The organism is Variovorax raffinosi (assembly GCF_051216615.1).
Classification (GTDB): domain Bacteria; phylum Pseudomonadota; class Gammaproteobacteria; order Burkholderiales; family Burkholderiaceae_C; genus Variovorax.
The window spans coordinates 749,318-770,638 of record NZ_JBPJZR010000001.1 but is presented as its reverse complement, the minus strand read 5'-3'; the positions used below and the strand labels follow the sequence as shown (position 1 = coordinate 770,638).

20 protein-coding genes and 2 pseudogenes are annotated in these 21,321 nt (G+C 67.7%); 8 read left to right on the top strand and 14 right to left on the bottom strand.

The genetic code is table 11. The features are described 5' to 3' along the window. Positions 1-7: 7 nt before the first annotated feature. Positions 8-736, top strand: a pseudogene (locus ACSFB7_RS03550) (hypothetical protein); the annotation flags it as partial. Here ACSFB7_RS03550 and ACSFB7_RS03545 read toward each other — a convergent pair. After that, complete coding sequence (locus ACSFB7_RS03545; protein ID WP_435467112.1) at positions 628-1,764, bottom strand: MerR family transcriptional regulator; 1,137 nt, start codon at positions 1,762-1,764, stop codon at positions 628-630. The pseudogene ACSFB7_RS03550 and the gene ACSFB7_RS03545 overlap by 109 nt on opposite strands. 300 nt (positions 1,765-2,064) lie before the next feature. Here ACSFB7_RS03545 and ACSFB7_RS03540 point away from each other — a divergent pair, with 300 nt between their 5' ends. Then, on the top strand, positions 2,065-2,460 hold the full coding sequence (locus tag ACSFB7_RS03540; RefSeq protein ID WP_435467110.1) for a DUF1090 domain-containing protein: 396 nt from the start codon (positions 2,065-2,067) through the stop codon (positions 2,458-2,460). Here ACSFB7_RS03540 and ACSFB7_RS03535 read toward each other — a convergent pair. The 5 genes from ACSFB7_RS03535 to alkB form a co-directional block, all read right to left on the bottom strand. Next, entirely contained in the window at positions 2,433-3,389 is a 957-nt protein-coding gene (locus ACSFB7_RS03535) for a S1C family serine protease (RefSeq protein WP_435467108.1), read from the bottom strand. The genes ACSFB7_RS03540 and ACSFB7_RS03535 overlap by 28 nt on opposite strands. Positions 3,390-3,485: 96 nt before the next feature. Continuing rightward, positions 3,486-4,115 carry a LysE family translocator gene (locus ACSFB7_RS03530; protein ID WP_435467106.1) on the bottom strand — a complete coding sequence of 210 codons (630 nt, stop codon included), beginning with the start codon at positions 4,113-4,115 and terminating at the stop codon, positions 3,486-3,488. 63 nt (positions 4,116-4,178) lie between these two features. Beyond that, a complete protein-coding gene (locus tag ACSFB7_RS03525; protein ID WP_435467104.1) occupies positions 4,179-5,852 on the bottom strand; it encodes an alpha/beta fold hydrolase in 1,674 nt (557 codons plus the stop codon). 127 nt (positions 5,853-5,979) lie between these two features. After that, the gene (locus ACSFB7_RS03520; RefSeq protein ID WP_435467102.1) at positions 5,980-7,803 is read right to left on the bottom strand and encodes an ABC transporter ATP-binding protein; all 1,824 of its coding nucleotides are present in this window, start codon (positions 7,801-7,803) and stop codon (positions 5,980-5,982) included. Between the two features lie 5 nt (positions 7,804-7,808). Further along, positions 7,809-8,456: a DNA oxidative demethylase AlkB gene (gene alkB, locus ACSFB7_RS03515; RefSeq protein ID WP_435467100.1), complete on the bottom strand. Its 648-nt coding sequence runs from the start codon at positions 8,454-8,456 to the stop codon at positions 7,809-7,811. Between the two features lie 158 nt (positions 8,457-8,614). On the opposite strand from alkB, the pseudogene ACSFB7_RS37790 reads away from it, so the two are divergent. Beyond that, positions 8,615-8,728 (top strand): annotated as a pseudogene (locus tag ACSFB7_RS37790) (hypothetical protein); the annotation flags it as partial. A gap of 36 nt (positions 8,729-8,764) precedes the next feature. Here ACSFB7_RS37790 and ACSFB7_RS03505 read toward each other — a convergent pair. The 3 genes from ACSFB7_RS03505 to ACSFB7_RS03495 form a co-directional block, all read right to left on the bottom strand. Further along, positions 8,765-10,219 carry a lactonase family protein gene (locus ACSFB7_RS03505; protein WP_435467096.1) on the bottom strand — a complete coding sequence of 485 codons (1,455 nt, stop codon included), beginning with the start codon at positions 10,217-10,219 and terminating at the stop codon, positions 8,765-8,767. Between the two features lie 131 nt (positions 10,220-10,350). Beyond that, positions 10,351-11,565, bottom strand: coding sequence for an acyl-CoA thioesterase/bile acid-CoA:amino acid N-acyltransferase family protein (locus ACSFB7_RS03500; RefSeq protein ID WP_435467094.1), 1,215 nt, complete (start codon positions 11,563-11,565; stop codon positions 10,351-10,353). 16 nt (positions 11,566-11,581) lie between these two features. Continuing rightward, entirely contained in the window at positions 11,582-11,938 is a 357-nt protein-coding gene (locus tag ACSFB7_RS03495; RefSeq protein WP_435467092.1) for a hypothetical protein, read from the bottom strand. Positions 11,939-12,063: 125 nt separating this feature from the next. On the opposite strand from ACSFB7_RS03495, the gene ACSFB7_RS03490 reads away from it, so the two are divergent. Beyond that, complete coding sequence (locus ACSFB7_RS03490; RefSeq protein ID WP_435467090.1) at positions 12,064-12,432, top strand: FlxA-like family protein; 369 nt, start codon at positions 12,064-12,066, stop codon at positions 12,430-12,432. 58 nt (positions 12,433-12,490) lie between these two features. Here ACSFB7_RS03490 and ACSFB7_RS03485 read toward each other — a convergent pair whose 3' ends face one another. From ACSFB7_RS03485 to ACSFB7_RS03470, 4 genes are all read right to left on the bottom strand, one after another. Then, positions 12,491-13,375 (bottom strand): alpha/beta fold hydrolase, encoded by an 885-nt coding sequence (locus tag ACSFB7_RS03485; protein ID WP_435467088.1) that lies wholly within the window; start codon positions 13,373-13,375, stop codon positions 12,491-12,493. An 84-nt stretch (positions 13,376-13,459) separates the two neighbouring features. Continuing rightward, positions 13,460-14,803, bottom strand: a complete 1,344-nt coding sequence (locus ACSFB7_RS03480) for a DUF6891 domain-containing protein (protein ID WP_435467086.1) — start codon at positions 14,801-14,803, stop codon at positions 13,460-13,462. A gap of 60 nt (positions 14,804-14,863) precedes the next feature. Next, entirely contained in the window at positions 14,864-15,220 is a 357-nt protein-coding gene (locus ACSFB7_RS03475; protein ID WP_435467084.1) for a hypothetical protein, read from the bottom strand. Positions 15,221-15,259: 39 nt separating this feature from the next. Further along, positions 15,260-16,165 carry a LysR family transcriptional regulator gene (locus ACSFB7_RS03470; RefSeq protein WP_435467082.1) on the bottom strand — a complete coding sequence of 302 codons (906 nt, stop codon included), beginning with the start codon at positions 16,163-16,165 and terminating at the stop codon, positions 15,260-15,262. Positions 16,166-16,313: 148 nt separating this feature from the next. On the opposite strand from ACSFB7_RS03470, the gene ACSFB7_RS03465 reads away from it, so the two are divergent. The 4 genes from ACSFB7_RS03465 (at position 16,314) to ACSFB7_RS03450 (ending at position 19,726) form a co-directional block, all read left to right on the top strand. Beyond that, positions 16,314-17,327, top strand: a complete 1,014-nt coding sequence (locus ACSFB7_RS03465) for a zinc-dependent alcohol dehydrogenase family protein (RefSeq protein ID WP_435467080.1) — start codon at positions 16,314-16,316, stop codon at positions 17,325-17,327. A 218-nt stretch (positions 17,328-17,545) separates the two neighbouring features. After that, positions 17,546-18,172, top strand: a complete 627-nt coding sequence (locus ACSFB7_RS03460) for a secretin and TonB N-terminal domain-containing protein (protein ID WP_435467078.1) — start codon at positions 17,546-17,548, stop codon at positions 18,170-18,172. 7 nt (positions 18,173-18,179) lie between these two features. After that, entirely contained in the window at positions 18,180-18,725 is a 546-nt protein-coding gene (locus ACSFB7_RS03455) for an RNA polymerase sigma factor (RefSeq protein WP_435467076.1), read from the top strand. 14 nt (positions 18,726-18,739) lie between these two features. After that, a complete protein-coding gene (locus ACSFB7_RS03450; RefSeq protein WP_435467074.1) occupies positions 18,740-19,726 on the top strand; it encodes a FecR family protein in 987 nt (328 codons plus the stop codon). 10 nt (positions 19,727-19,736) lie between these two features. Here the strand turns inward: ACSFB7_RS03450 and ACSFB7_RS03445 are convergent, their stop codons facing one another. After that, positions 19,737-21,221: a lactonase family protein gene (locus ACSFB7_RS03445; RefSeq protein ID WP_435467072.1), complete on the bottom strand. Its 1,485-nt coding sequence runs from the start codon at positions 21,219-21,221 to the stop codon at positions 19,737-19,739. Between the last annotated feature and the right edge of the window lie 100 nt (positions 21,222-21,321).

Genomic DNA, 21,321 nt, shown 5'->3' with positions numbered 1-21,321 from the left:
GCGCCGGATGAACAGCTCCCCGCCATCGCATCGTGTGCGAGACCGCCTGACCTCCTATTTCTGGAGCGGCGACAACCTCCGCAGCCGAAGCGTGAGCGACGTCGTGCTGTGCGCCACGCTCGATGTGCCCGTGCTTCCCGCGCGCCTCATGGCGGATTGCGAAAGGGAGATCGCCACGCGCCTCATGCTGGAGCCCGGAGACGTCGAGCCCTTGTCCTTGGCGCGCGCACGCACGCGCTGGCCGGACTACAGGCACTGCGTGCAGACCATGTCCGATTGGACGCACATGCAGGGGCTGCCTGAAGTGCTTGCCGCCAGCGACATTGCGCTCATGGCGTGTCGCGGCGCCAAGTACCACCACGACGGCGCGCAATACGGCAGCGCGGCCTTCTGCAATCTCTTCCTGAGCGAGGACAAGGGGCTGGACTTGCACTTCCCCTCGTCAGGCCATCGTTTTCCGCTGACGAGGGGCACTGCCGTGGTGTTCGATACCGGCCAGCCGCATGCCGTCATCCGGCGCGGCAGCAGCGGTTTCGATGCGACCGACTTCGCGGCAGACAAGGACTGCACCCAACTGTTCCTGACATGGGAGCTGCCGATCGAAGATGCTCACGTGGCGCGCGCGCTTCAGGTTGTCTTCGATGTCGATCCTTCGACCTCGTCGCAGCTCGAAGAAGAGGCCATCTGGGTGAACGGCGAGCGCGCCGTTCTGTGCCCCGATTCAGGCCGCTGGTGCAGCCCCGACTGAGGCCGCCACGCGATGACACCCTGCGTTCGCGCCCGCACCTCGGGAGAGGCCAGGCAGCTTGCGACAGCCTCGTAGCCCGGCGCACCCGGCAAGGGATCGACACGGGTCGGAGGGCTGTGATTGGCGGGGCAGAAGATGATCGACTCGTGCGCGCCGACGGCCGCGAGGTCCAGGATCACACAGGAGCGCGTGAGCAGGAAGAGCGGACGGCCATCAGGCCCACGGCGACGCAGATGGGCGATGACAGCCTGTTGCGTGGCGTGGTCCAGCCCTTGTTCCACCATGTCGACGACCAGCACGGCCGGGCCTTCGGCTTCCAGTCCTGCAAGCAGTGCGATCAATGCATCGGATGCCGTTGCGCCGTCCTCGATGAGCCACGCCAGGGCCCGGTCGACGCGCAATCGGAGGGCCGGGTCGGCGTCCAGTTGCGTTGTCGCGCTGCCGTCTTCTTCCCGCTCCAGACCCATGAACGCGGCATCCGGCAGAACCTCGGCCAGACGCAAGGCCAACCGCGTCTTGCCGCTGCCCAAGGGGCCGACGATGTAGTTCAGCGGCCGTATGTCGCGCAACATGAACAGTTCACCACCCCAGGGCCAGGGCAGCTCGAATTCGACTTCAAGCTTTGCTGTGGGCGCCAGCAGATGCGTCAATGCCTCGACGGTCGGCGTCTGGCCCCGTGCGAGATCGGCCCGCAGGCTGCGGACCGTCTCGATGGTGCCTGCGAGCTGACGGGCACGCGCTTCAAGCGTTGTCTGGTGCGCAGCCAACGCGGGCTCCAGTCCCTCGGCGTCGCCATCCAGCACGCGCGCGACCTGGGCGAGGCTGAGGCCGAGCGCGCGCAGGGCCACGATCTCGGCGCCACGGGCCATCTGGTCGGGGCCATAAGACCGCCATCCGGCCGCGTTGCGCGCGGGAGCCACCAGCCCACGCTGCTCGTACAGCCGCAGCGCCTTGGCGGAGACGCCGAGGCGCCTTGCGGCTTCGGCGGGGTTCAGGAATCGGGAGGAAGAGTTCAAGAAAGCACCTCGATGGGTTGACCGGATATTGCCTTTATCGAGGCGGCCCCAAGGGCCGGGTCAAGTGGGTCACGGGCCACCCGTCCCATTCACGGGCGTGCGCACCGGCAAGTCAGGCGGCGCCGTTGATGAAGGCCGGCAGTGGTGTCTTTCTGCCGGAGTTCGGTTAGGGTGCAGTGGCGCCGCAGCACATTACTGCGGCGCAGGTGCGTTGGCAACCAGACCCGACGCGCCGTCGTGGCGCCGGTCGAAAGACGCCGGCGCCGGATTCAAAAAAATCAACAACGAGGAAAGACCGACATGAAGACTGCATACCTTTCACTGATCTTCGTCATGGCGACGGCTTCGGCTTCGGCGTTCGCCCAGCCGGCGGCCGGCACCTGCGAAGCGAAGCGCCAGGAAATCAGCAACGACATCGCGGCCGCGCGCGAAAAAGGCCTGACGGAAAAAGTGCGCGGGCTGGAACGCGCGCTCGCCCAGAACCAGCACCACTGCAGCGATGCAAAACTGTCGGCAGCCCACGCGAAGAAGGTGCGGGCCGAGGAACAGAAAGTGGCGCAACGCCAGCGCGACCTCGACACGGCGCAGCACGACGGCAATGCGAAGAAGATCGCGCGCCGCCAGGCCAAGCTCGACGAAGCCAAGGCCGAGTTGGAGCGCGTCAAGGCTCAGCCGCCGGGCGCCACCGTCAAGTAGAACGGCATCAACGTCCCGGCCACGGGCCGCAACAGCTTGAGCAGCAGCGGCCGTCCATAGCCTTCGCCCGCCAGCCGCTTGAGCAGGTCGGACAGCTGCGCGAGCGGCGTGCCGTCGCAGCCGACCAGGATGTCGCCGCTGCGCAGCCCGTCGCGCGCCGCGGCCGAGCCGGCCACCACTTCGACCACGCGCAGGCCGGTCGCAACCGGCCATTCGTTCTCGCGCACCCAGCGCCGGGGCAGTGCGACGGCCGCGCACTGCACGCCCAGCCTGCCGCGGCGCACGGTGCCATGGCGCATCAGCTCACCCGCCACCCAGCGCGCGGTGTCGATGGCCACCGCAAAGCTCAACCCCTGCGCCGAAGGAATCACGGCTGTGTTCACGCCGATGACCTGCGCCGCGCTGTCCAGCAGCGGGCCGCCCGAGTTGCCGGGGTTGAGCGCCACGTCGGTCTGGATCACGTCTTCGATCATCCGGCCGCCGCGCGAGGGCAGGCTGCGGCCCAGCGCGCTCACGATGCCCGCGGTCACGGTGAAATCGAAGCCCAGCGGATTGCCGACCGCCACCGCGATCTGGCCGGGCAGCAGGGCCGCCGAGCTTCCCAGCGGCAGGAAGGCGCCGGGGTTCGACTCGATGCGCAGCACCGCGATGTCGGTCGATGCGTCCATGCCCACGAGGCGGGCAGCGCTTTCGGTGCCGTCGGCAAACGCGGCCCGCAGTTCGCTCGCGCCCTCGACCACATGCGCGTTGGTCAGCGAAAACCCGTCGGGCGTGAAGAGAAAGCCGGAGCCGCTGCCCTGGCCGCCCGCGTTGCCGCGCTGCGCCTGTTTGCGGACCTTGATGTGTGCCACCGCCGCGCTGGCGGTGTGCGCCACCTGCGTGACGGTGGCGGAGTAGGAGTCGAGAAGGAATTCGTCGCGTGCGCCCATGAAGCACCTCTTTCGGTCGCGTGATCTCCTTGTGAAATGGCGGCGGGCCGGGTGTTTTCAACCCGTGGGAGCTGGGGCTGCCACGGCCGCAGCCGCTCAGGCGCGCTGCTTGAGCGCCAGCACCGACAGCCCCGCCGCGATGAAGGTCAGTCCCGCGCCCAGGTTCAGCCCGGTGCCCACGCGCGGATGCCGCCGCAGCCACGCCGACAGCTTGAAGGCGAAGCATCCGAGCACCGTGAAGATCAGGGCAGTGAGCACGGCGAAGATCGCGCCGTAGACCAGCATCTGCAGCGCCACCGGGCCCCGGCCCGCGCTGACGAACTGGGGCAGGAACGCCAGCACGAACAGGCCCGGCTTCGGGTTGAGCACGTTCGACATCAACCCCGTCAGGAACACCTTGCGCAGCGACTGGTGCGCGCTGGGCTCGAACGAGATCAGGTTGCGCGAGGCCAGCGCCTTGTAGCCCAGCCACAGCAGGTACAGCCCGCCCACCGCCTTGACGGCCCAGAACGCCACGGGCGAGGCCTGGATCACCAGCGACAGGCCCAGCGCCGCAGCCACCGTGTGGCACATGATCCCCAGTCCCGCGCCGATGGACGACAGCGTGGCGGCCGCCTTGCCCTGGCTCAGCCCACGGCTGATCGCCAGGATGTTGTCGGGGCCCGGCGCCATCACGACCACCAGGCAGGCGGCGATGTAGGCGAGGAGAACGTCATGGGGAAACATGGGGCTTGTCCTTGGTGGGCCGCAGGGGCTGGGCCGGTTGCGCGATTCTGACGGTGTTGCCGTTCAGCGGCCGGGCGGCGTTGCCTTGGGCTTGGACGACGGTTCCCACGAATCGGGCGTGGTCGCCACCAGCGACTTGAAATTGGTCCACGGCCGGGCGCCCGGCAGCTTGCCCTTGCCCACGATCACCGTCTTCGCATAGGCCACCATGCGCTCGCGCAGGTAGGCGCGGTCGGACTCGGGCCAGGTCTCGATCGAGTGCGGTCCGCGCGCCAGCACGATCTCTTTCACGCCGCGAATGCGGTTGTAGGCGGCCACGGTGCCTTCGAGCGATTCGGCGCGGTCCCACAGGCCCTTGCCGAAGAAGGCGGTGGGCCAGCGGTCCATGCCCGCGAGCGTGGCCGAGTTGGGATAGAAGACGATGTGATGGTCCGCCGCCATGCCGCCCAGGAAGAGGTTGCGGTCGGCCAGGTCGGGCGAGTCGCCCACGTAGCCCGCGCCGCTGGCAAACGAAGACAGCAGGATGGCGCCCCGGATGTTCTTCAGCCCCTTGGGCGGCGTGCAGCTGGGCTCGGGCATGTCGAAGCTGCACTGGGCCACGTAGTTCCTGGTCATGGCCCAGGCGGTCGACATCGAGCCGCGCGAGTAGCCGCCGAGCACCAGCGGAATCTCGGTCGACTTCATGCCCGCCAGCAGCCGGCCCTTGGTGGCGGGCCCTTCGAGCAGTTCGCCCGACGGCGTGAGGATGCGCAGGCCGCGCCCGTCTTCCAGTGCCGCCAGCGCGCGGAACACGTCTTCGCCTTGCTCCAGCGTGTTGGTGTCGCTGAAGCCGCCCGAGAGGCCCTCGCCGCGCCGGTCGTAGGCCAGCACGTCGTAGCCCGCCTGGTTCAGCGCATACAGGTTCTCGCGCCACCAGCGCTGGCCCATGGTCTCGGTGGTGGCATTGGGAAAGCTGATGGGAATGGTCTTGCCCGTCTTCTCGTCGATGCGGTACGAGGCTTCGTCCGGATGCTGGATGGCCGTGAGCTGCCCGCCGCCACCCGGCGCCATGATCGCCAGCGCGCGCACCTTCTTGCCCTTGCCGTCGTCCACGCCGGCGCCTTCGATGTACCAGCCGCGCAGCTTGATCGGGTCGGTCATCTTCAGGTCGATGCGCTCGAAGGCGTCGCGCGGCGCGCTGAACTCGACGATGTAGGTGCGGCCATCGGCCTCGGCAATGCCTTCGCGGTAGGGCGCCTTCGCGAAGAAGGCGGGGCGGCGGATCTGCCGCAGGTCGACCTGGCCTTCGGGATCGATCTTGCCGGACGGATCGACCACGCCGGTCGAGCGCGTGGCGCGCTCCTTGTTCGGCGGCAGCCAGCGCTGCATCTGCGCATCGATGCGCTTGAAGCAGTCCGGGTCTTCCTTGCAGGCGCGCCAGCGGGCCTTGAGCTTGTCGTCGGTGAATTCGCTGACGTGGTAGTCGCCACCGGCGTAGTCGGTAGGCGTGGGGTTGGCCGTCATCATCACCGGCACGCACACCTTGGTGCCGCTGCCCTTGGAGCCTTGCGGCAGCAGGTAGCCGCCCATCATGGCGTTGCGGTCGGTGCCGACCCAGGCCGTGCAATCGGTGGGCGGCGGCTTGCTGTTGGTGGCCTGCCGTTGTGCTTCGCTGGTGGCCGTGCAGCCGGCCAGTGCCATCACTGCGCCAACGCCCAGCAGGGCCCAATGCGTTGCCGGTTTGCGGAGTGTGACCATCTTTGTGCGCGTTGCCTTGTGTGTCATGAGTCGGTGTGTTGCAGCCCGCAATGGTAGGGCGCGGGCGCCGTGTGTCTGTAGGCCGGGTTCGGCGGGTTCAGGCGGCGTTGGAGCGCGGCGCGGCGGTTCAGGTTCCGCTCGCGGCCGGCGCGACCATGCGCTGCAGCAATGGTTGCCGCGCCAGCACCGCATCGCGCGGGCCCGCGTCGAGCACGTGGCCGGCCTCCATCACGATCACCGTGTCGAAACGCTCCAGCAGGCTCAGGCGATGGATCGATGCGATCACGCAGGCGTTCGGGAACGCGTTGGCGATGCGCTCCAGCACGCGCGCTTCGGTGGCGGCATCGAGCGCACTGGTCGGCTCGTCGAGCAGCAGCAGCGAGCTGCCCTGCGCCGCGAGCACGCCGCGCGCAAGGCACAGGCGCTGGCGCTGTCCGCCCGACAGGTTGAAGCCGCGCTCCGACACGGCCGTGTCGAGGTCGCCGTGCGTGGCCTTCAGCACTTCGTCGAAGGTGCTCGTGTGCAGGGCCGCCAGCAGCGCGTCGTCGCTGGCCGGTTGGCCGAAGGCAAGGTTCTCGCGCACGCTGGCCTCGAAGAGCTCGGTCTCTTGCGGGATCAATGTGGCAAGCCGGCGCAGTTGCGGCCAGTCGACCGGCCGGCCGTCGAGCGACAGCGTGCCGCCCTGCGGCGCATAGAGGCCGGCGAGCACGCGCAGCAGCGTGCTCTTGCCGCCGCCGCTGGGGCCGACCAGCGCGATGCGCTCGCCACGGCGCAGCGTGAGCGACACGTCGTGCAGCCCGCTGCGCGCGGTCGTGGCTGCTCCATCGGCGGTGGTGTCGCGTGGCGCGTAGTTCCATTGCAGCGACTGAACGCCGAGGCCCGTCCACGTTGCATCTGCATCGATCCGCTCGCGCTGCGGCACCTGCTCGGGCGTGGCGGAAATGGCTTCGCCGGGCGGTGCCTGCCAGATCGGCGCCGCGCTGCTGTAGTCGGTGTGCATGCGCGCGAAGAACTGGAAGTTGGCCGCCACGGAAGTCACCACGCCGGCCGCCTGCTGCGCGTACTGGTAGATCATGAACACCGCGCCCAGCATCACCGCCTGTCCCGGCGTGCGCGCCTGCCACACATAGATGACCACCAGCCCCCAGGTCAGCGCCAGGCCCATCAGGTCGACCGCGAACCACTTGCCTTCGTTCAGCACCACCGTGCGCTTGAGCGGCAATGAGATCGCCGCCATGCGCCGGCGCAGTAGCAGGCGCGAGGCACCCTGCAGGCGCAGCCCGATCACCGTCGAGGCATTGCCCAGGAAGTCGAGCAGCGCGGCCACGTAGCGCCGGTCGGCGTCGTTCTCGGCGCGCGCCAGCTTCATCAGCGCGCGGTCGATGCGCACGATGACAAGGCCGATCAGCACATAGCCCGCCAGCGCCGTCGCGCCGCTGGTGCGCGACAGCAGCGCCAGCGCCACCAGCGGCCCGACGAAGTTGACCGCGTTGGTGAGCCAGATGAACTGGTTCTGCGCAAAGTCCGCAAGCGCGCGGCTGGCCTGGTGCACGCGATGCTGCAGCTCGCCCGAATGGTGGCCGTCGTGCCAGGCCAGCGGCGCGGCGGCGATGCGTGCATAGAGTTCGTCGGCCAATGTCTCGCGCACCTTCATGCCGACATTGCGCTCGAGGATGCGACCCGGCCCATGCAGCACCCACGCGCCGACATACACCGCGGCCAGCGTGCCGATCCAACGACCGGCCGTGCCCAGCTCGCTGCGCTGCAGCGCGTTGATCGCCTGCCCTGCGAGATAGGGCAGCGTGAGGCGAATGATCTGCGAGGTGGCCAGCAGCGCCGTGGCCCCCAGCAACTGCCCGCGCGCACCGGCCGCGAAGTGCCACAGCGCGGCATAGAGTTCGAGCATCGCGTTGCGCGGATCGTCTTCTTTTTTCTTCTTCTTCTCTTGCATGCGCGTCAGCCCGCCTTGCGAAACGTGAGGTTGATGCGCACGGGGCCCAGCACCGGATGCGGTGCGTCCTTCAGCGGCAGCACGCCGTGGTAACGCAGCCGGTCTTCGCCGCCCCAGACCACGACGTCGCCATGCTGCAGCGGCACACGCACCGCCCTGTCGCCGCGCGCGAGTCCGCCGAAGAGAAAGACGGCAGGCATGCCGAGCGACACCGAGACGATGGGCGCGCCGTAGTCGCGCTCGTCCTTGTCCTGATGCATCGAAAGCCGCGCACCGGGCGCATAGCGGTTGACCAGGCAGGCGTCGGGCGCGAAGCCGTCGAAGCCGGCTGCTGCGGCGGCCTCGCGGGCCAGGCGCGTGAACGCCTCGGGCATGGCTGGCCAGGGGCGGCCGGTGTCGGGATCTGTCGGGCTGTAGCGATAGCCGCGCCGGTCGCTGGTCCAGCCGAGCGCGCCGCAGTTGGTCAACGCGACGGACATGGTGAAGCCGCCGGGTGTCACGAGATGGCGGAATGGCGCGTCTTCTTGCAGCGCATGGATCGCGGGGAGCAATTCGCCCGCGAAGGGCAGGGCGAAACCGGGCAGCACGAAGGCGCCGGGGCCGAGTGGTTCACGCGCTTCGCGGGGCGGGTCGTCGAACAGGTCGAGCGTCATGGGGGCATTGTCGCGTCGGTTGGCTGCAGTCGATCCGATGACCGCCCGATCACACGACATGCCGCCCATGCACATCCGCAAGGCCACCAAGGACGACGTACCCGCCATCAGCGCGCTGATTCTTTCGCTCGCGCACGCATCTCTTTCACCTCTTCGTCGCCGAGCCGTTCCAGCGCAGGGGATTGGCCAAAGCGCTTTGGCTTCCCGCGACAGGGCCTCGCGTTGAAACGCGAGGCATCGCCTTCATACCGATGAGATGGGCTCAGGGGTGAGCGGCCGCGACCCCTGTGCAACGCGCTGACTGCTGACTACCTGGAGAACACGAGGACCTGCGGGCTCGTTCCCGCATCGACTGTCGGCTTGCTCATCGGGCTGAACGCGCCTGTGCCGGCATCGACGTTGTAGGCCGACAGGTTGCCGAGAGCGAAGTTCACCACGTACGCAAAGCGGCCCGTGGGGTCCACCTTGACGGAGATGGGTTGGGACCCGACGGTGGTAATCGACGGCACGCTCATCGCGCTCAGTACGCCGGTGCTGGTATTGATGTTGTAGGCCGACACACTGTCGGAGTCGATGTTCGCGGCATAGGCAAAGCGGCCCGTGGGGTCCACGCCGATGGAGAAGGGCGTCTGCCCTGAAGCAATCGTCGGCACGGCCAGCGGGCTCAGGGCACCGGAGCTGGCGTCGATGGCATAAGCCGACAGAAAGGTGTCCCCGGTGTTCGCCACGTACGCGAACCGGCCCGTGGGGTCCACGGTGATGCCATAGGGGCTGGGCCCCGCGTCAATCGTGGGCTTGGCCATCCGGGTGAGGACGCCCGTGTCGGGATTGATGTTGAAGGCCGACACGGTGTTCGAGCCGAGGTTCGTCGCATAGGCAAACCGGCCCGTGGGATCGACCGTGACGATGGGGGTGCCCGTGCCCGCGGAGACCAGTGGCACGCCTGCGGGGCTGAAGGCGCCCGTGCTGGCATCGATAGTGTAGGCCGACACCGTATTGGTGGCATTCACGTCCGATACGTAGGCGAACCGGCCCGTGGGGTGCACGACGACGCTGTAGGGCGCACTGCCGGCGACAGCCACGACCTTCGGCACGGCCATCGGCGTGAGCGCGCCGGTGCCGGCGTCGATGAGGAAGCCCGACACGGAGCCGTCGTTGGGATTGGCCACGTAGAGAAACCGGCCCAAGGGGTCCACGCTGATGTCGATGGGCTCTGCTCCCACGGGAAACGTCGGCACGGCCATCGGGCTAAGGGCGCCCGTGCCGGCATCGAGGGTGTAGCCCGACACGTCCTTCGAGTCGAAATTCACCACGTAGGCAAACCGGGCCGCAGGCGGCGCACAGCGCACGGCCACGTTGCTCACGGCCGCTCCGGCCACCTTGCCGCTGCCGTTGGCGGTGACGGTGCACACGAGGGTCGCAAGCCTGGGCTGCGTCTTGACCGTGACTGCATAGCTCGCGCCATCGGCAATCTGCGTGGCAAAGCTGAAGCTGCCGTTGGCCGCGATGGCCAGGTCATCGCCCGCGTTGTTCTGCAGCACGAGGCCGGTGCCCATCAGGCCGCTGACAGTGCCGCCGATGGTCTGGGGCGGGGCGACGGGGGCGGGTGGTGCAACAGGAGGCAGGAAGCCGAGGCCGTTGGAACCACCACCACCGCCGCAGGAAGCCAGCACGAAGATCAATGCCCCGGCGGCCGCGCGGCGGGTTGTGGCCCGTACATCGAAGGAAGAAAAGAGGGCGAGAGGGCGCGAAATCGGCTGCATTTGAAACGCTTTCTGACGGAGGGCTGGAGGCCGGCCGCGCGATTCTAGGAAGCGGTTTCAAGGGCGCTTGTCGCTCAAATGTTCTATATGACGGAGTGGAAAAAGATGCTGTCGATGCGCAAGGCCGGCCTTCAACCGCCAGCCAAAGCCGCTCGCAGGAATTCGAGCATGCGGGTCCACGAGTCCTGCCGTGCATGTGCAGTGCTCTGCGGCGTGCCACCCATGTCCAAATCCTCTCCGGACGTGGGATGCTTGAACTTCGTCATCGTCGTGAACACGTTGGGCCAACCTATGTGGTGCCCGGCGCCCGGATAGCTCAGATGCTCGAACCGGTGAGGGAAGGCCGCGTGTTTCAGGCGCTGGAAGGCGATCTCTGCCAATTCGCTGGAGGGCCACATCTTGTCATCGGCACCCGAGATCATCAGCACGGGGCCGCCGATTTTTTCCACGGGAATGGACACCCTTTCGAGATAGGCGGCATCCCTGGGTGTCTTCTCCCACTCGTCATCGTTCGCGTAGGCGATCTCTTGGCCTTCCAGGGTCCACGCACCGTGGCCGCTCGCCGGATAGGCGCCCCACACGACGCCACTGGGAACATAGGCAACGACCGCTCGAACGGCGGGAAAGGTCGCTCCGAGCAGCAGCGCGAGTTCGCCGCCCCGCGAAGCGCCGACCACTGCAATCGGGCCTGCCGCAACGCCCGGCTGTGCAGCCAGCCAGGTCAGCGCGGTGCCGAAGTATTCGAGCGGAATCCGGTCGAGCATCGGGGGCAGCCCTTCAGCGGCAAAGTACGCCAGCGCGAACGCGGCGTAGCCGTGGGAAGACAGAAGGCTGGCCACCTCCTGTGACCACGCCAACCCTCCGCCGGAGCCTCCGACGACAAGCACGGCGCCGCGAAAGTGCGAGTGCGCAGGCTCGAACATGCGGCCGACCAGACCGTCTTCGCGCACGTCGCGCGAGCTGACATCTGCTGTCGTGAACGTTCTCTTGATGGTGTGGGCTATGGACTCGGCGGTGTCGTCGCTTGTGAGCTTCAACGTCACCGTGAACGGGTCTTTGCTTGCGTCGCCGCATGCCGCCGCCGCAGGCCCGCTCGCCAGTGCGCGCGACCAGAACAGCCCCATTGCATCGACGCCTTGGTACGACTCCGAGACCGGGGCCTGGCGCGAAAGGTCCACCACGCCATCGGCGTCGGCCGCGAACGTGGCTTGCGACAAGTACACGCTGCCGTCGTAGCCGGCGCTGTAGAGCCGGGCGGTCAGCAGGGCGCCGGCGGACAGGCCGCGAACGCGAATGACCAGCGTGTGGTCGACAAGGCAATCGGAAGGGAGCGGGTCGAGTTGCATGCCGTGTGCCTTCTTCTTACTTCAGCAGTTCGATCTTCTTGACGAAGTCCAGCGGATCGTTCGCACCCGGGCCGGCCACCCTGTCCCGGTTCGGCTCTCTCCGGTAGTCGAGAAGCACCTGCTTGCCCAGCAGCTTTTTCTTGAGGCGGGAGCCTTCGGTTTCCTTGTCCTCGTCGAACCAGTCGCCGCATTTGCCGTCGCAGTACGCCTCGACCTGCTGGCCGTTGGCCGATCGGACGATGACGCGCAGGTCATCGATTCCGCCTCCGCCGGTGAGCGTTCCGGACAACGAGGCGGCGAGGGCGATGCCGGGCGAAATGAACGCCAGCGGGAGCGCAAGAAAACGCGCCGTGGTTGAAATCTTCTTTGTCATCTGCGTGGAAGCCGCGCGAATCGCGATGGTTTTGGGGTGTGAGCAGGGCCTTGAAGTATCCGTGCCCTTCATTTTTGGCCCGCGATGCCGATAGTCCTCTTTTACGTCACCAACCAAGGAACAAGATGCTGACTGCAATCGGTGCCACGGGCAGCGCGGGGAGCGGGCCCAACGTCAACGCGGAGATGGCGAAGATCCAGCGCCAGATCGCGGGCGTACAGGAGCAGATGAAGGAAAAGCAGGGCCTTCTGCTCTCGACGCCCGAAGGCGAGCCGCGCAAGGCGCTTCAACAGCAACTGCAGGCCATGGCGAGCCAGATCGCCATGCTGCAGGCGCAGTTGAATGCATTGCGCGCGGCCGGCGCGCTGCAGAGCGCGACAGCCCAGATCGGCGGGACGGGCAAGACATCGGAAGACAACACGCCAAAGCCCGACAGGGCACGCGTCAATGCGAGCGGCGTGCCGATCGGCTCGGTGCTGAACGTGGAAGCCTGACGACGCGAAGAAAGAAGAAAGAAGAAAAAAGGGCGGCAGGCAGACCCGCCCGTCGCCCTCAGCCTTTGTTGCCGTTGTGGCCCACCACCCGCGCGATCCAGGCCAGCAGCACAGCGAAGACTTCCTCGCGGTTGGTCTCGTTCAGCGTCTCGTGGCGCGCGCCACCGAACACGTGGCATGACACGTCGCGCAGCCCGGCTTCGCGGTAGCGTTGCACCAGCGGGTAGAACCACTCGGCCTTGTTGCTGACCGGGTCCTCGTCGCCGATGAACAGGTACAGCGGCAGGTCGGCCCGGATGCGCGTGCGCAGGGCGGCGGGCGCGAGGTCGGCGAGGTTCGCGAACATCGAGCCCAGGCCCTCGGCCGAGACCGTGAACCCGCACAGCGGATCGGCGATGTAGGCATCGACCTGGGCCGGGTCGCGGCTGAGCCAGTCGAAGGGCGTGCGCACATCCGGCAGCGCCGCGTTCATGTCTTCCAGCCGAAAGCCGGCCTGCAACGCGGTGCCCAGCAGATCGAGCGCCGTGGTGCCCGAGAGCACCGCGCCGGACAGCAGCGCGCTGTGTTGGGCCAGGTAGTACTGCGTGGCGAACGACCCCATGCTGTGGCCGACAAGAATCAGCGGCAAGCCGGGATGCACGCCGCGAACGTGGTGACTCAGCAGTGCCATGTCGTCCACCAGCCCGGCGAATGCGCGCGGACCGAACTCGCCAAGCTCGCCGCGCGCCGCGGCGTCCTTGCCATGGCCGCGATGCTCATTCGCGTAGACGACGTAGCCGGCCTGCGTCAACGCATCGGCCAAGGGCCGGTAACGCAGCGAATGCTCGCCCATGCCATGCGCCAATTGGATGATGGCGCGCTGCGTCGGGCCCTGCCAGCGGTGGGCCTCCAGCTTGCGGCCGTCGTTGGCGGTCAGATCGAAGTGTGTCTCTGTGTTTGGCATGCGGTGTCCTTGAGGGTGGCGAGTTGTTAGTTATCTTAAAAGCCGGTTGCGCCGGACATTGGCGTCGAGCCTTCTTGCCGGCATTCAATCCGGACTGCGCTTCTTCCAGTCGAGCCCGCCGACTTCGATGCGCTGACGCTCGTCGGCCGGCATGGTCACGTTGAATCCGGCCGATTGCAAGGTATCGACGGCGCGCCTTGCAACCTCCATCGAGGTGAGGTCAGAGTCTTGCGTGGCACCGAAGGTCAGCAGCAGCGGGCCGCCTTTGACAACGTGATCCAGGTCCTGCCCGTGATAGAAGACCGCGCCCTGAAGGCCCGCGCTTTTTCCTCCGCGCTCGCGCCACTCCTCGTTGCAGTCTTCCCAACCTTCGTCCTGCGTATTGCCGGCGTTGTGATACGCAATGATCCCCGACGAGTCGAGCCGGAAGAACGCGAAGTCCAGGCGGTCCCAGTCGGTCTCTTCGGGCCACGTGGCTTCGGCGGATTTCTTCTTTTGCCATTCGGCTTCGACGAGGCTGTCGAGAAACGCGAGATCGCCTTCGGTCCACTCGCGTTCGCCTATGTAGTAGCGGCTGTCTTCCTTGATGTCGGCCTTGGTGGTGAAGCCGCCCCACACGCTCTTGTGCACGAACTCGCGAAGGTCTTCTTGCTCTTTCGCACCAAGGGTGGTGGCCGGCGCCGCGCCGCCCAGCCAGCCACGGAACCTGTTCATCAGCGACGCTGCCTTGGGTGCGGGCGAGGGCGATGGTGTGGGCGATGGCCTGGGCGAGGTCGCGGGTTTCGGCGTCGAAGGCGTTGGGTCGACGGGCACATCCGCTCTGGTGCGCGGTGCCAGATAGAGAACTTCCGACCAGAAGCCGATGCCCAGCGTCGGCAATTCGCGCTCTTCGAACTTTCCGCGTTCCGACAGGACACCCGCGAGCGGCCCATCGGGCGCGATGGCTTGCTCGATGTTCTGCGGCGTCAGGCCGTCCACCAACTGCGCGTAGTGGCGCACATTGGCCAGGCTTTCGTCGATGCTGCTGCGGAACGGCCTGTCCGACATGCTGTCGATCTCGGCCGTCTCCAGAAAATAGTAGCCAAGCTCCCGCGATGCGAGGAACGCCTTGGCCTGTTCGCGCGCCGCCAGAAATTCGGCGTTGCCGGCCGCGTTGGACGTCGTTGCCAGCAGATCGAGAAAGCGCATGAGGCGGGCAAGTCCGCCCTTGGCATCGCCGATCAGTGCCAGCGGCGGATCGCTTGCAGCGCCTTCGTCGTTGGGCCGGAAGGAAAGCGATGCGCAGGCGCGGGTTCCTTCGGAGATGAGCAGCAGGTAGGCCAGTGGAATGTCGTAGGCCCATTCCGAAAGGCCGACGATGCGATCGGGCCGGTCGCTGTACTGCGAGGGCACCTTGTCGATGGAGAACAGATAGCTGCGATTGGCCATGGTCGAACCTCCCCGGATCGTTGATCCTCGGCGCATTCTGCCTCGGCGCTTCGTGCTGTATCAGCCGACGGCAATCGCACGGTTGATGGCAAGGCTGAGCAGCAGTGCAAGCGCCAGTGCGCCCAACATCCCTGCGCAGAAAACCAGAAGGTAGGCGACGCGCTGCGCGAGCCTGGGCGTGCGTGGCACGCAGTACCAATAGATCAGGCCTGCCCATGCCAGATGAATGGCGCTCGCGATGCCCGAGCGTCCGATCGACTCCGACAGTTCCAGCAGCGTCTCGCTGCGCAGGTACGCCGCCATCTTCGTGAAAAGGGTGTCGATGGGAATGACGCAAGCCCAGAGTGCAACGTTCAGGCCCAGTCGCCAGCGGGCCTTCATGGGGTTGTCTTCACGGAAGCGAGGGGCTTGAGCCATGGCGGTGATCCGGCCGATTGTGCTGCAGCACCAGCCACCTCAATCATTGAACGCCCGCAGCATCGCCTTGCGCAGCCACGCCTGCGCCGAATCCTTGTCGGTCACCGCGCGCCAGGCCAGCCTGATCTGGTAGCTCGGGCTCTCGAACGGCAAGGCTTCCTGGCGCAATCCGCCGCCTTGCGCGGCCAGTGCCTGCGCCACGTGTTCCGGCACCGTGGCCAGCAGTTCGGTGCCGGCCAGCACGGCGGGCAGGCTGCCGAACTGCGGCACTGAAAAAGCCACGTCGCGTTGGCGCCCCAGTTCGTCGAGCGTTTCGTCGACGGTGCCGCACAGGTCGCCGGCATAGGTCACGAGCACATGGCGCCGGCGGCAGTAGTCGTCGAGCGACAACCTGCCGGCGGCGGTGTCGGCGCGCAGCACGGCGAAGCGCGCGGTGCGCGCCTTGCGCACCTTGGCGCTGGCCGGCAGGTCTTTCAGGAAGGCCATGACCGCACTCACACGTCCTTCGTCAAGGTAGCGCGGCGCATTGCGATAGCAGACGGTCAGCGTCACCAGCTTGGCGCGCGGCACTTCGGCGCTGAGCGCGCGCAGCAGGCGCGGCAGCATCGCGATCTGCAGGTCGTCGGTCAGGCCGATGCGAAAGACCGGGGCGGCGCGTTCGGGCTCGAAGTCGGCCTGCGCGCGGAACGTGGCCTCGATCTGTTCGAGCGCCGGCCCCAGCCCTTGCATCAGCGCCAGCGCGCGCTCGGTGGGCTCCATCACGCGACCCTGGCGTACCAGCAGCGGGTCGCCGGTGAGGTCGCGCAGCCGCGCCAGCGCATGGCTCACCGCCGGCTGGCCCAGGTTCAGCCGCTGCGCGGCCCGGCTGACGTGCCGCTCCCGCATGAGTGCCGCCAGCACCGTGAGCAGGTTCAGGTCGATGCGGCCGAGTTCGATCGGTTTCATGCACGCTCTCTGAATGAAGAGGTATCGATTGGATGCATGGCGAATATCCCATCAATCGATTTCCTTGATGACGCCACGGCCTCTAGATTGGATGTGTCGGTGGCTTCAATTCCGTGGTCACCGGTCTTTCAAGAGTGGAGATTTGCATATGAGCAAGAGGGTTCGCTTTCACGCGTTCGGCGGCGCCGACGTTCTGAAGATCGAGGGCAGCGAGACGCCCGCACCCGCCGAGGGCGAGGTGCGCATCGCGGTGCAGGCGATCGGCCTGAACCGGGCCGACGCGCTGTGGCGCGAGAACATGTACATCGAAGACGCGACCCTGCCGGCCGGGCTGGGCAACGAGGCGGCCGGCGTCATCGACGCAGTGGGCGAGGGTGTCGAAGGCCTTGCCGTCGGCGACCGTGTGGCGGTGTTGCCCGGCGCGGGCCAGGGGCGCTACCCGACCTATGGCGACAGCATCCTGTTTCCGGCGACGCATGTGGTGCGCCACCCCGCCAACCTGTCGGCCGCGCAGGCCGCCGGCGCCTACATGGCCTACCTGACGGGCTACTTCCCCATGTTCGAGATGGCCCGCCTGCAGCGCGGCCAAGCCATGCTCGTCACGGGCGCATCGTCGGGAACCGGCATCGCGGCGCTGCAGATGGCGCGCGCCGCGGGCATCCGCGCCATCGCCACCACCCGCACGGGCACCAAGCGCCAGGCATTGCTCGACGCGGGCGCAGCGCATGTGGTCGTGACGCAGGACGAAGACGTGGTCGGGCGCGTATTGGCGCTCACCGATGGGCGCGGCGTCGAACTGGTGTACGACGGCGTGGGCGGCGCGGACCTCGCGCGCCTGGGCGATGTCGTCGCGCAGCGCGGCTGGTACGTGCTGTACGGCCTGTCGGGCGGAGCGCAGTTCGCGTACCCGGCCATCGCGCAGTTCCGCAAGAGCTGGCACTTCCATGTCTACAAGGTCCTGGAGTTCACGGGCGCGCCCACCATGGCATTGCCGCGCGATGAAGCGGCACACGGCCGGGCATTGGCTTTCATCGACGCGGGCCTGGCCGCCGGCACGCTGCAGGTGCGCATCGACCGTGCCTTCGCGTTCGATGACGTGGTGCAGGCGCATCAATACCTGGAGCGCGCGGGGCACATCGGCAAGGTCGTCCTCACGGTCTGAGCGGCTCGGCGAACGGCAAGCGGCAGTGCGCCTTGGCGGGCGCATTGCATTCAACCTGTCACAAATCCTCACTAGCATCCGGTCGACAAAAAGTAGTACGGCCACGGTTCTCGCTGGCCCGCAGCAAATTCCATTTCGTGACAGGACCAGGCATGTGGTGCATTGCTCGGTCGCGGTGGTGGGTGAGCGTCTTGACCTTGATTTTCGGAATCCTGTCCTTGGGTGCATCCTTCGCCGCCGTTGCCGATCGCGTGAGCTTCGACATTCCCGCGCAGCCGCTGGCTTCGGCGTTGCAGGCCTTCGCGCAGGCGAGCGGGCAGTCGGTGTTCTTCGACGGGCAACTCGCGAGCGGACTCGAATCGATGCCGGTGCGCGGAGAACTGGCGCCGCGCGATGCGCTGCACCAGATGCTGGCGGGCACGCGCCTGGTGGCACGTTATGCCGACGACACCAGCTTCACCCTTGTCGAGACCGATGCGCCGGTGCAGCCCCCGGTGGCCGCGCCCGCGGCGCCATCAGCGATCGAACCCGCAGCCGACGGCAACGCGCGCATCGTGCAGCAGGCGCTGGAGCGCACGCTGTGCCGCTGGCCGCGTGTGCAGCCCGGCGGCTACCGCGCGCTGGTGCAGTTGTGGGTCGGCCCGGCCGGCCACGTGCGGCGCGCGCGCGTGCTCGGCTCGAGCGGCGTTGCGCAGCGCGATGCGGCGCTCGAAGCCGCGATGAGCACGCTGGTGCTGAGCCCGCCCAAGGACGGCACGCCCGACGAACCCCTCACGATCCTGCTGCTGCCCCGCACCGGGCGCAGCACCGACGTGTGCGCGGGCGTGGCGCCCGCCGCGTCCTGAGGCCGCCGTGGAGCAAGACACCCCCGGCTTCCTGCGCAACCTGCTGACGAGCCGCTACCTCGACTTCAGGAACCGGCTGCGCCGCCGCCTCGGCTCCGAGGACGTGGCCGACGACGTGCTGCATGAAACCTGGCTGCGCGTGAACCGCATGAGCGACCCCGGTCCGGTGCAAAGCCCGATGGCCTACCTGCTGCGCATCGCGTCGAACGTGGCCGAAGACCGGCGTATCTCGAACGGGCGGCTGCTCGACTTCGTGGAGGTCGAGGAGCTGCTGCACTTTGCCGATGAAAGCCAGGACCCGGCGCGGCTGTCCGAAGCCCGCAGCGAAGTGCAGGCGCTGGAACGGGCCCTCGAAGAGCTGCCGCGCCGCCGCCGCGAAATCTTCCTGGCCTCGCGCGTGGACGAGACGCCGCACAAGGACATCGCGCTGCGCTACGGCGTGTCGGTGCGGATCGTCGAGCGCGAAGTGAAGGCCGCGCTGGTGCATTGCGCCGGGAAATTGGGGCGCGATGTGATCCAGCGGTTCGGTCCCGGGGCCGGAAAACAGTCTTAGAAGAGATGCTGGCCGTGAACACCCCCGACGACGACCGCGCCGCGCTCCAGGCGCAGGCGCAAGACTGGCTCGTGCGCCTCACGTCCGGCCGGGCCACGACGGTGGACGCGCAGGACTTCAAGCGCTGGTGCGCCCAAAGCCCGCTGCATGCACAGGTGATGGCCGAGATGACCCGCGTGTGGGACGTGGCGCGGCCCGCGGCCGAAGCCGTGGCGCAGCGCATGCGCGCCGCACAGCCGCCGCGCGCGGCCGTCATCGCGCGAGCGCAGCCGAATCGCCGCTACATCCTCGGCGCCGCGCTCGCGGCCGGCGCGGCCGCCTTCGTCGTGGTGCGGCCACCGGGCCGGCTGTGGCCCGCGCTGTCGGACATGACGGCCGACTACAGCACCGGCACCGGCGAGCAGCGGCAGGTGGTGCTGGCCGACGCGGCGGTGGTCGAGATGAACACGCAGACCAGCTTCAACCTGTCGCGCGCGGCCGAAGGAGAAGCGGCCACGCTCGACCTGCTGAACGGCGAGGCGCAGGTGCTGCTCGATGCATCGCGCGCCGCGCCGTTCACGATGACGGTCGGCGGCGGCCGGCTCGTGGCTTCCGCCGCGAGCCGCTTCAATGTGCGCGCCACCGGGCCCGAGGTGTGCGTGACCTGCATGGCCGGTTCGGTCGAGCTGAACTATGGTGGCCGCGTGCTGGTCGCGAAAGAGGCGCAGCAGATCAGCTACGGCCAGCGCGGCGCGCAAGTGGCGCGCGCGCCCGACCTGTCCACCGTCAACGCATGGCGCGACCGCGTGCTGGTGTTCAACGACACGCCGCTCGCGGCCGTGGTCGAGGAGATCAACCGCTACCGCCCCGGTCGGCTGATCGTGACCAATGCCGAGCTGGGCCGGCGCAAGGTGCAGGCGCGGCTGCGGCTCGAACAGCTCGCGCGCATCGAGACCCTGATCGGCGCCAGCTACGGCGCCAAGGTGACGACGTTGCCGGCCGGCATCGTGCTGCTCGGCTGATCCTCCGGGTTCACCTCGACAGGACGATCTTGCTCGGCGCCAGCCCGACCGGGACTGTCAATGCCGACTGGGGGCCCAGCACACCCGACACTGCATCGACGGTGTAGATCGTCACGTTGTTGTCCGTGTTGTCCGCCACGTAGGCGAACTTGCCGCCCGCGTCGATCGCAACCGAAGCGGGCCGGTTTCCCGTGGAAATGGCCGCCGGCGTCGCAGGGGTCGGTGCACCGGTCGATGCATCCAGGGTGTAGGCCGACACATTGCGGGTGTCCAGGTTCGTCACGTAGGCAAAGCGTCCCTTCGGGTCCATGGTGATGCTGAACGGCGCGCTGCCTGTCACTGGCCAGGGTGCCGCGAGCGGCGCCAGCGCACCCGACACGGGATCGATGCTGTACGTCATGATGTTCCGGTCGCCCTGGTTCACCACGTAGGCAAAGCGGCCCGAGGGGTCCACGGCAATGTCGTGGGAACCGGACCCGGCCGCGACGGTGGCGATGGGACTCAGCGCGCCGGATGCGGCATCGATGCCGAATGCCGACACGGTGGCGTCGCCGGTGTTCACCACATAGGCGAAGCGGCCCGTCGGGTCGATGGCAAGGCTGTAGGGCGACCTGCCGGTTGGCACCGCCGCCATGGCACTCAGCGCGCCCGTATCGGCGTCGATGTTGAAGGCCAGCACGTTGTTGCCCGCCAGATTCACGAAGTAGGCGAAGCGGCCCGTCGGGTCTACCGCCATCCCCAACGTGGTGCTCCACATTGCCACGGCGGGTGCGGCAGTGGTGTGCAAGTCGCCCGTCGTGCGATCGATGGCGTACGTCGACACGCTGTTGCCCGGGATGCTCGACACATAGACGAAGCGGCCCAAGGGGTCGACGGCCAACCCGTTCGGACTCGGCACGGACAACGTCGTTGCCGGGCGCAGCGCGCCCGACGCCGCATCGATGGTGTAGGCCGACACGTTGTTGCCGTCGCCGTTCAACACATAGGCAAAGCGCGAGGGAGGCTGGGCGCAGACGACCTGCACGTCGCTCACGGCCGCCGCCGCGATCGTTCCGCTGCCGTTGCTCACGCTGCACACGCGCGTGAGGATCTTCGATTGCGACTTGACCGACACGGCGTAGCCCGCACCGCCGGCAAGCGGTGTCGCAAAGCTGAAGCGACCATCGGCCGCGATGGGCAGGTCGTCGCCTGCGTTGTTCTGCAACACCAGGCCGGTGCCCAGCAGGCCGCTGACAGTCCCGCTCACGGAATAGGTCGGCGCCGGTGGCGGTGCGGGCGGCGGCGAGGCTTCAGGGGCCGGCGCAGGCGCGGGTGCGGAGGACGCAGGGAAGCCCGGAAAGAAGCCGGTCCCGCCGCCGCCCCCTCCGCCGCCACAGGCACCGAGCGCAAGCGTGAAGGCCGCGACAAGGGCGTGGCCGGCGCGACGCGCGCAGCGTGGCAATGAAGGTGCTGCGAAGGCCGGGGCCCGGTGCAAAAAAGCGGAAAGCGAAGGCATTGCGATGGTCGGCGAGTGACGCGTGTCACGACGAGCGCGCAGACTATCGAAGGATGCTTTCCGAAGCCATCCCCGAGAACAGGTAGACGGTGTCGAAAGG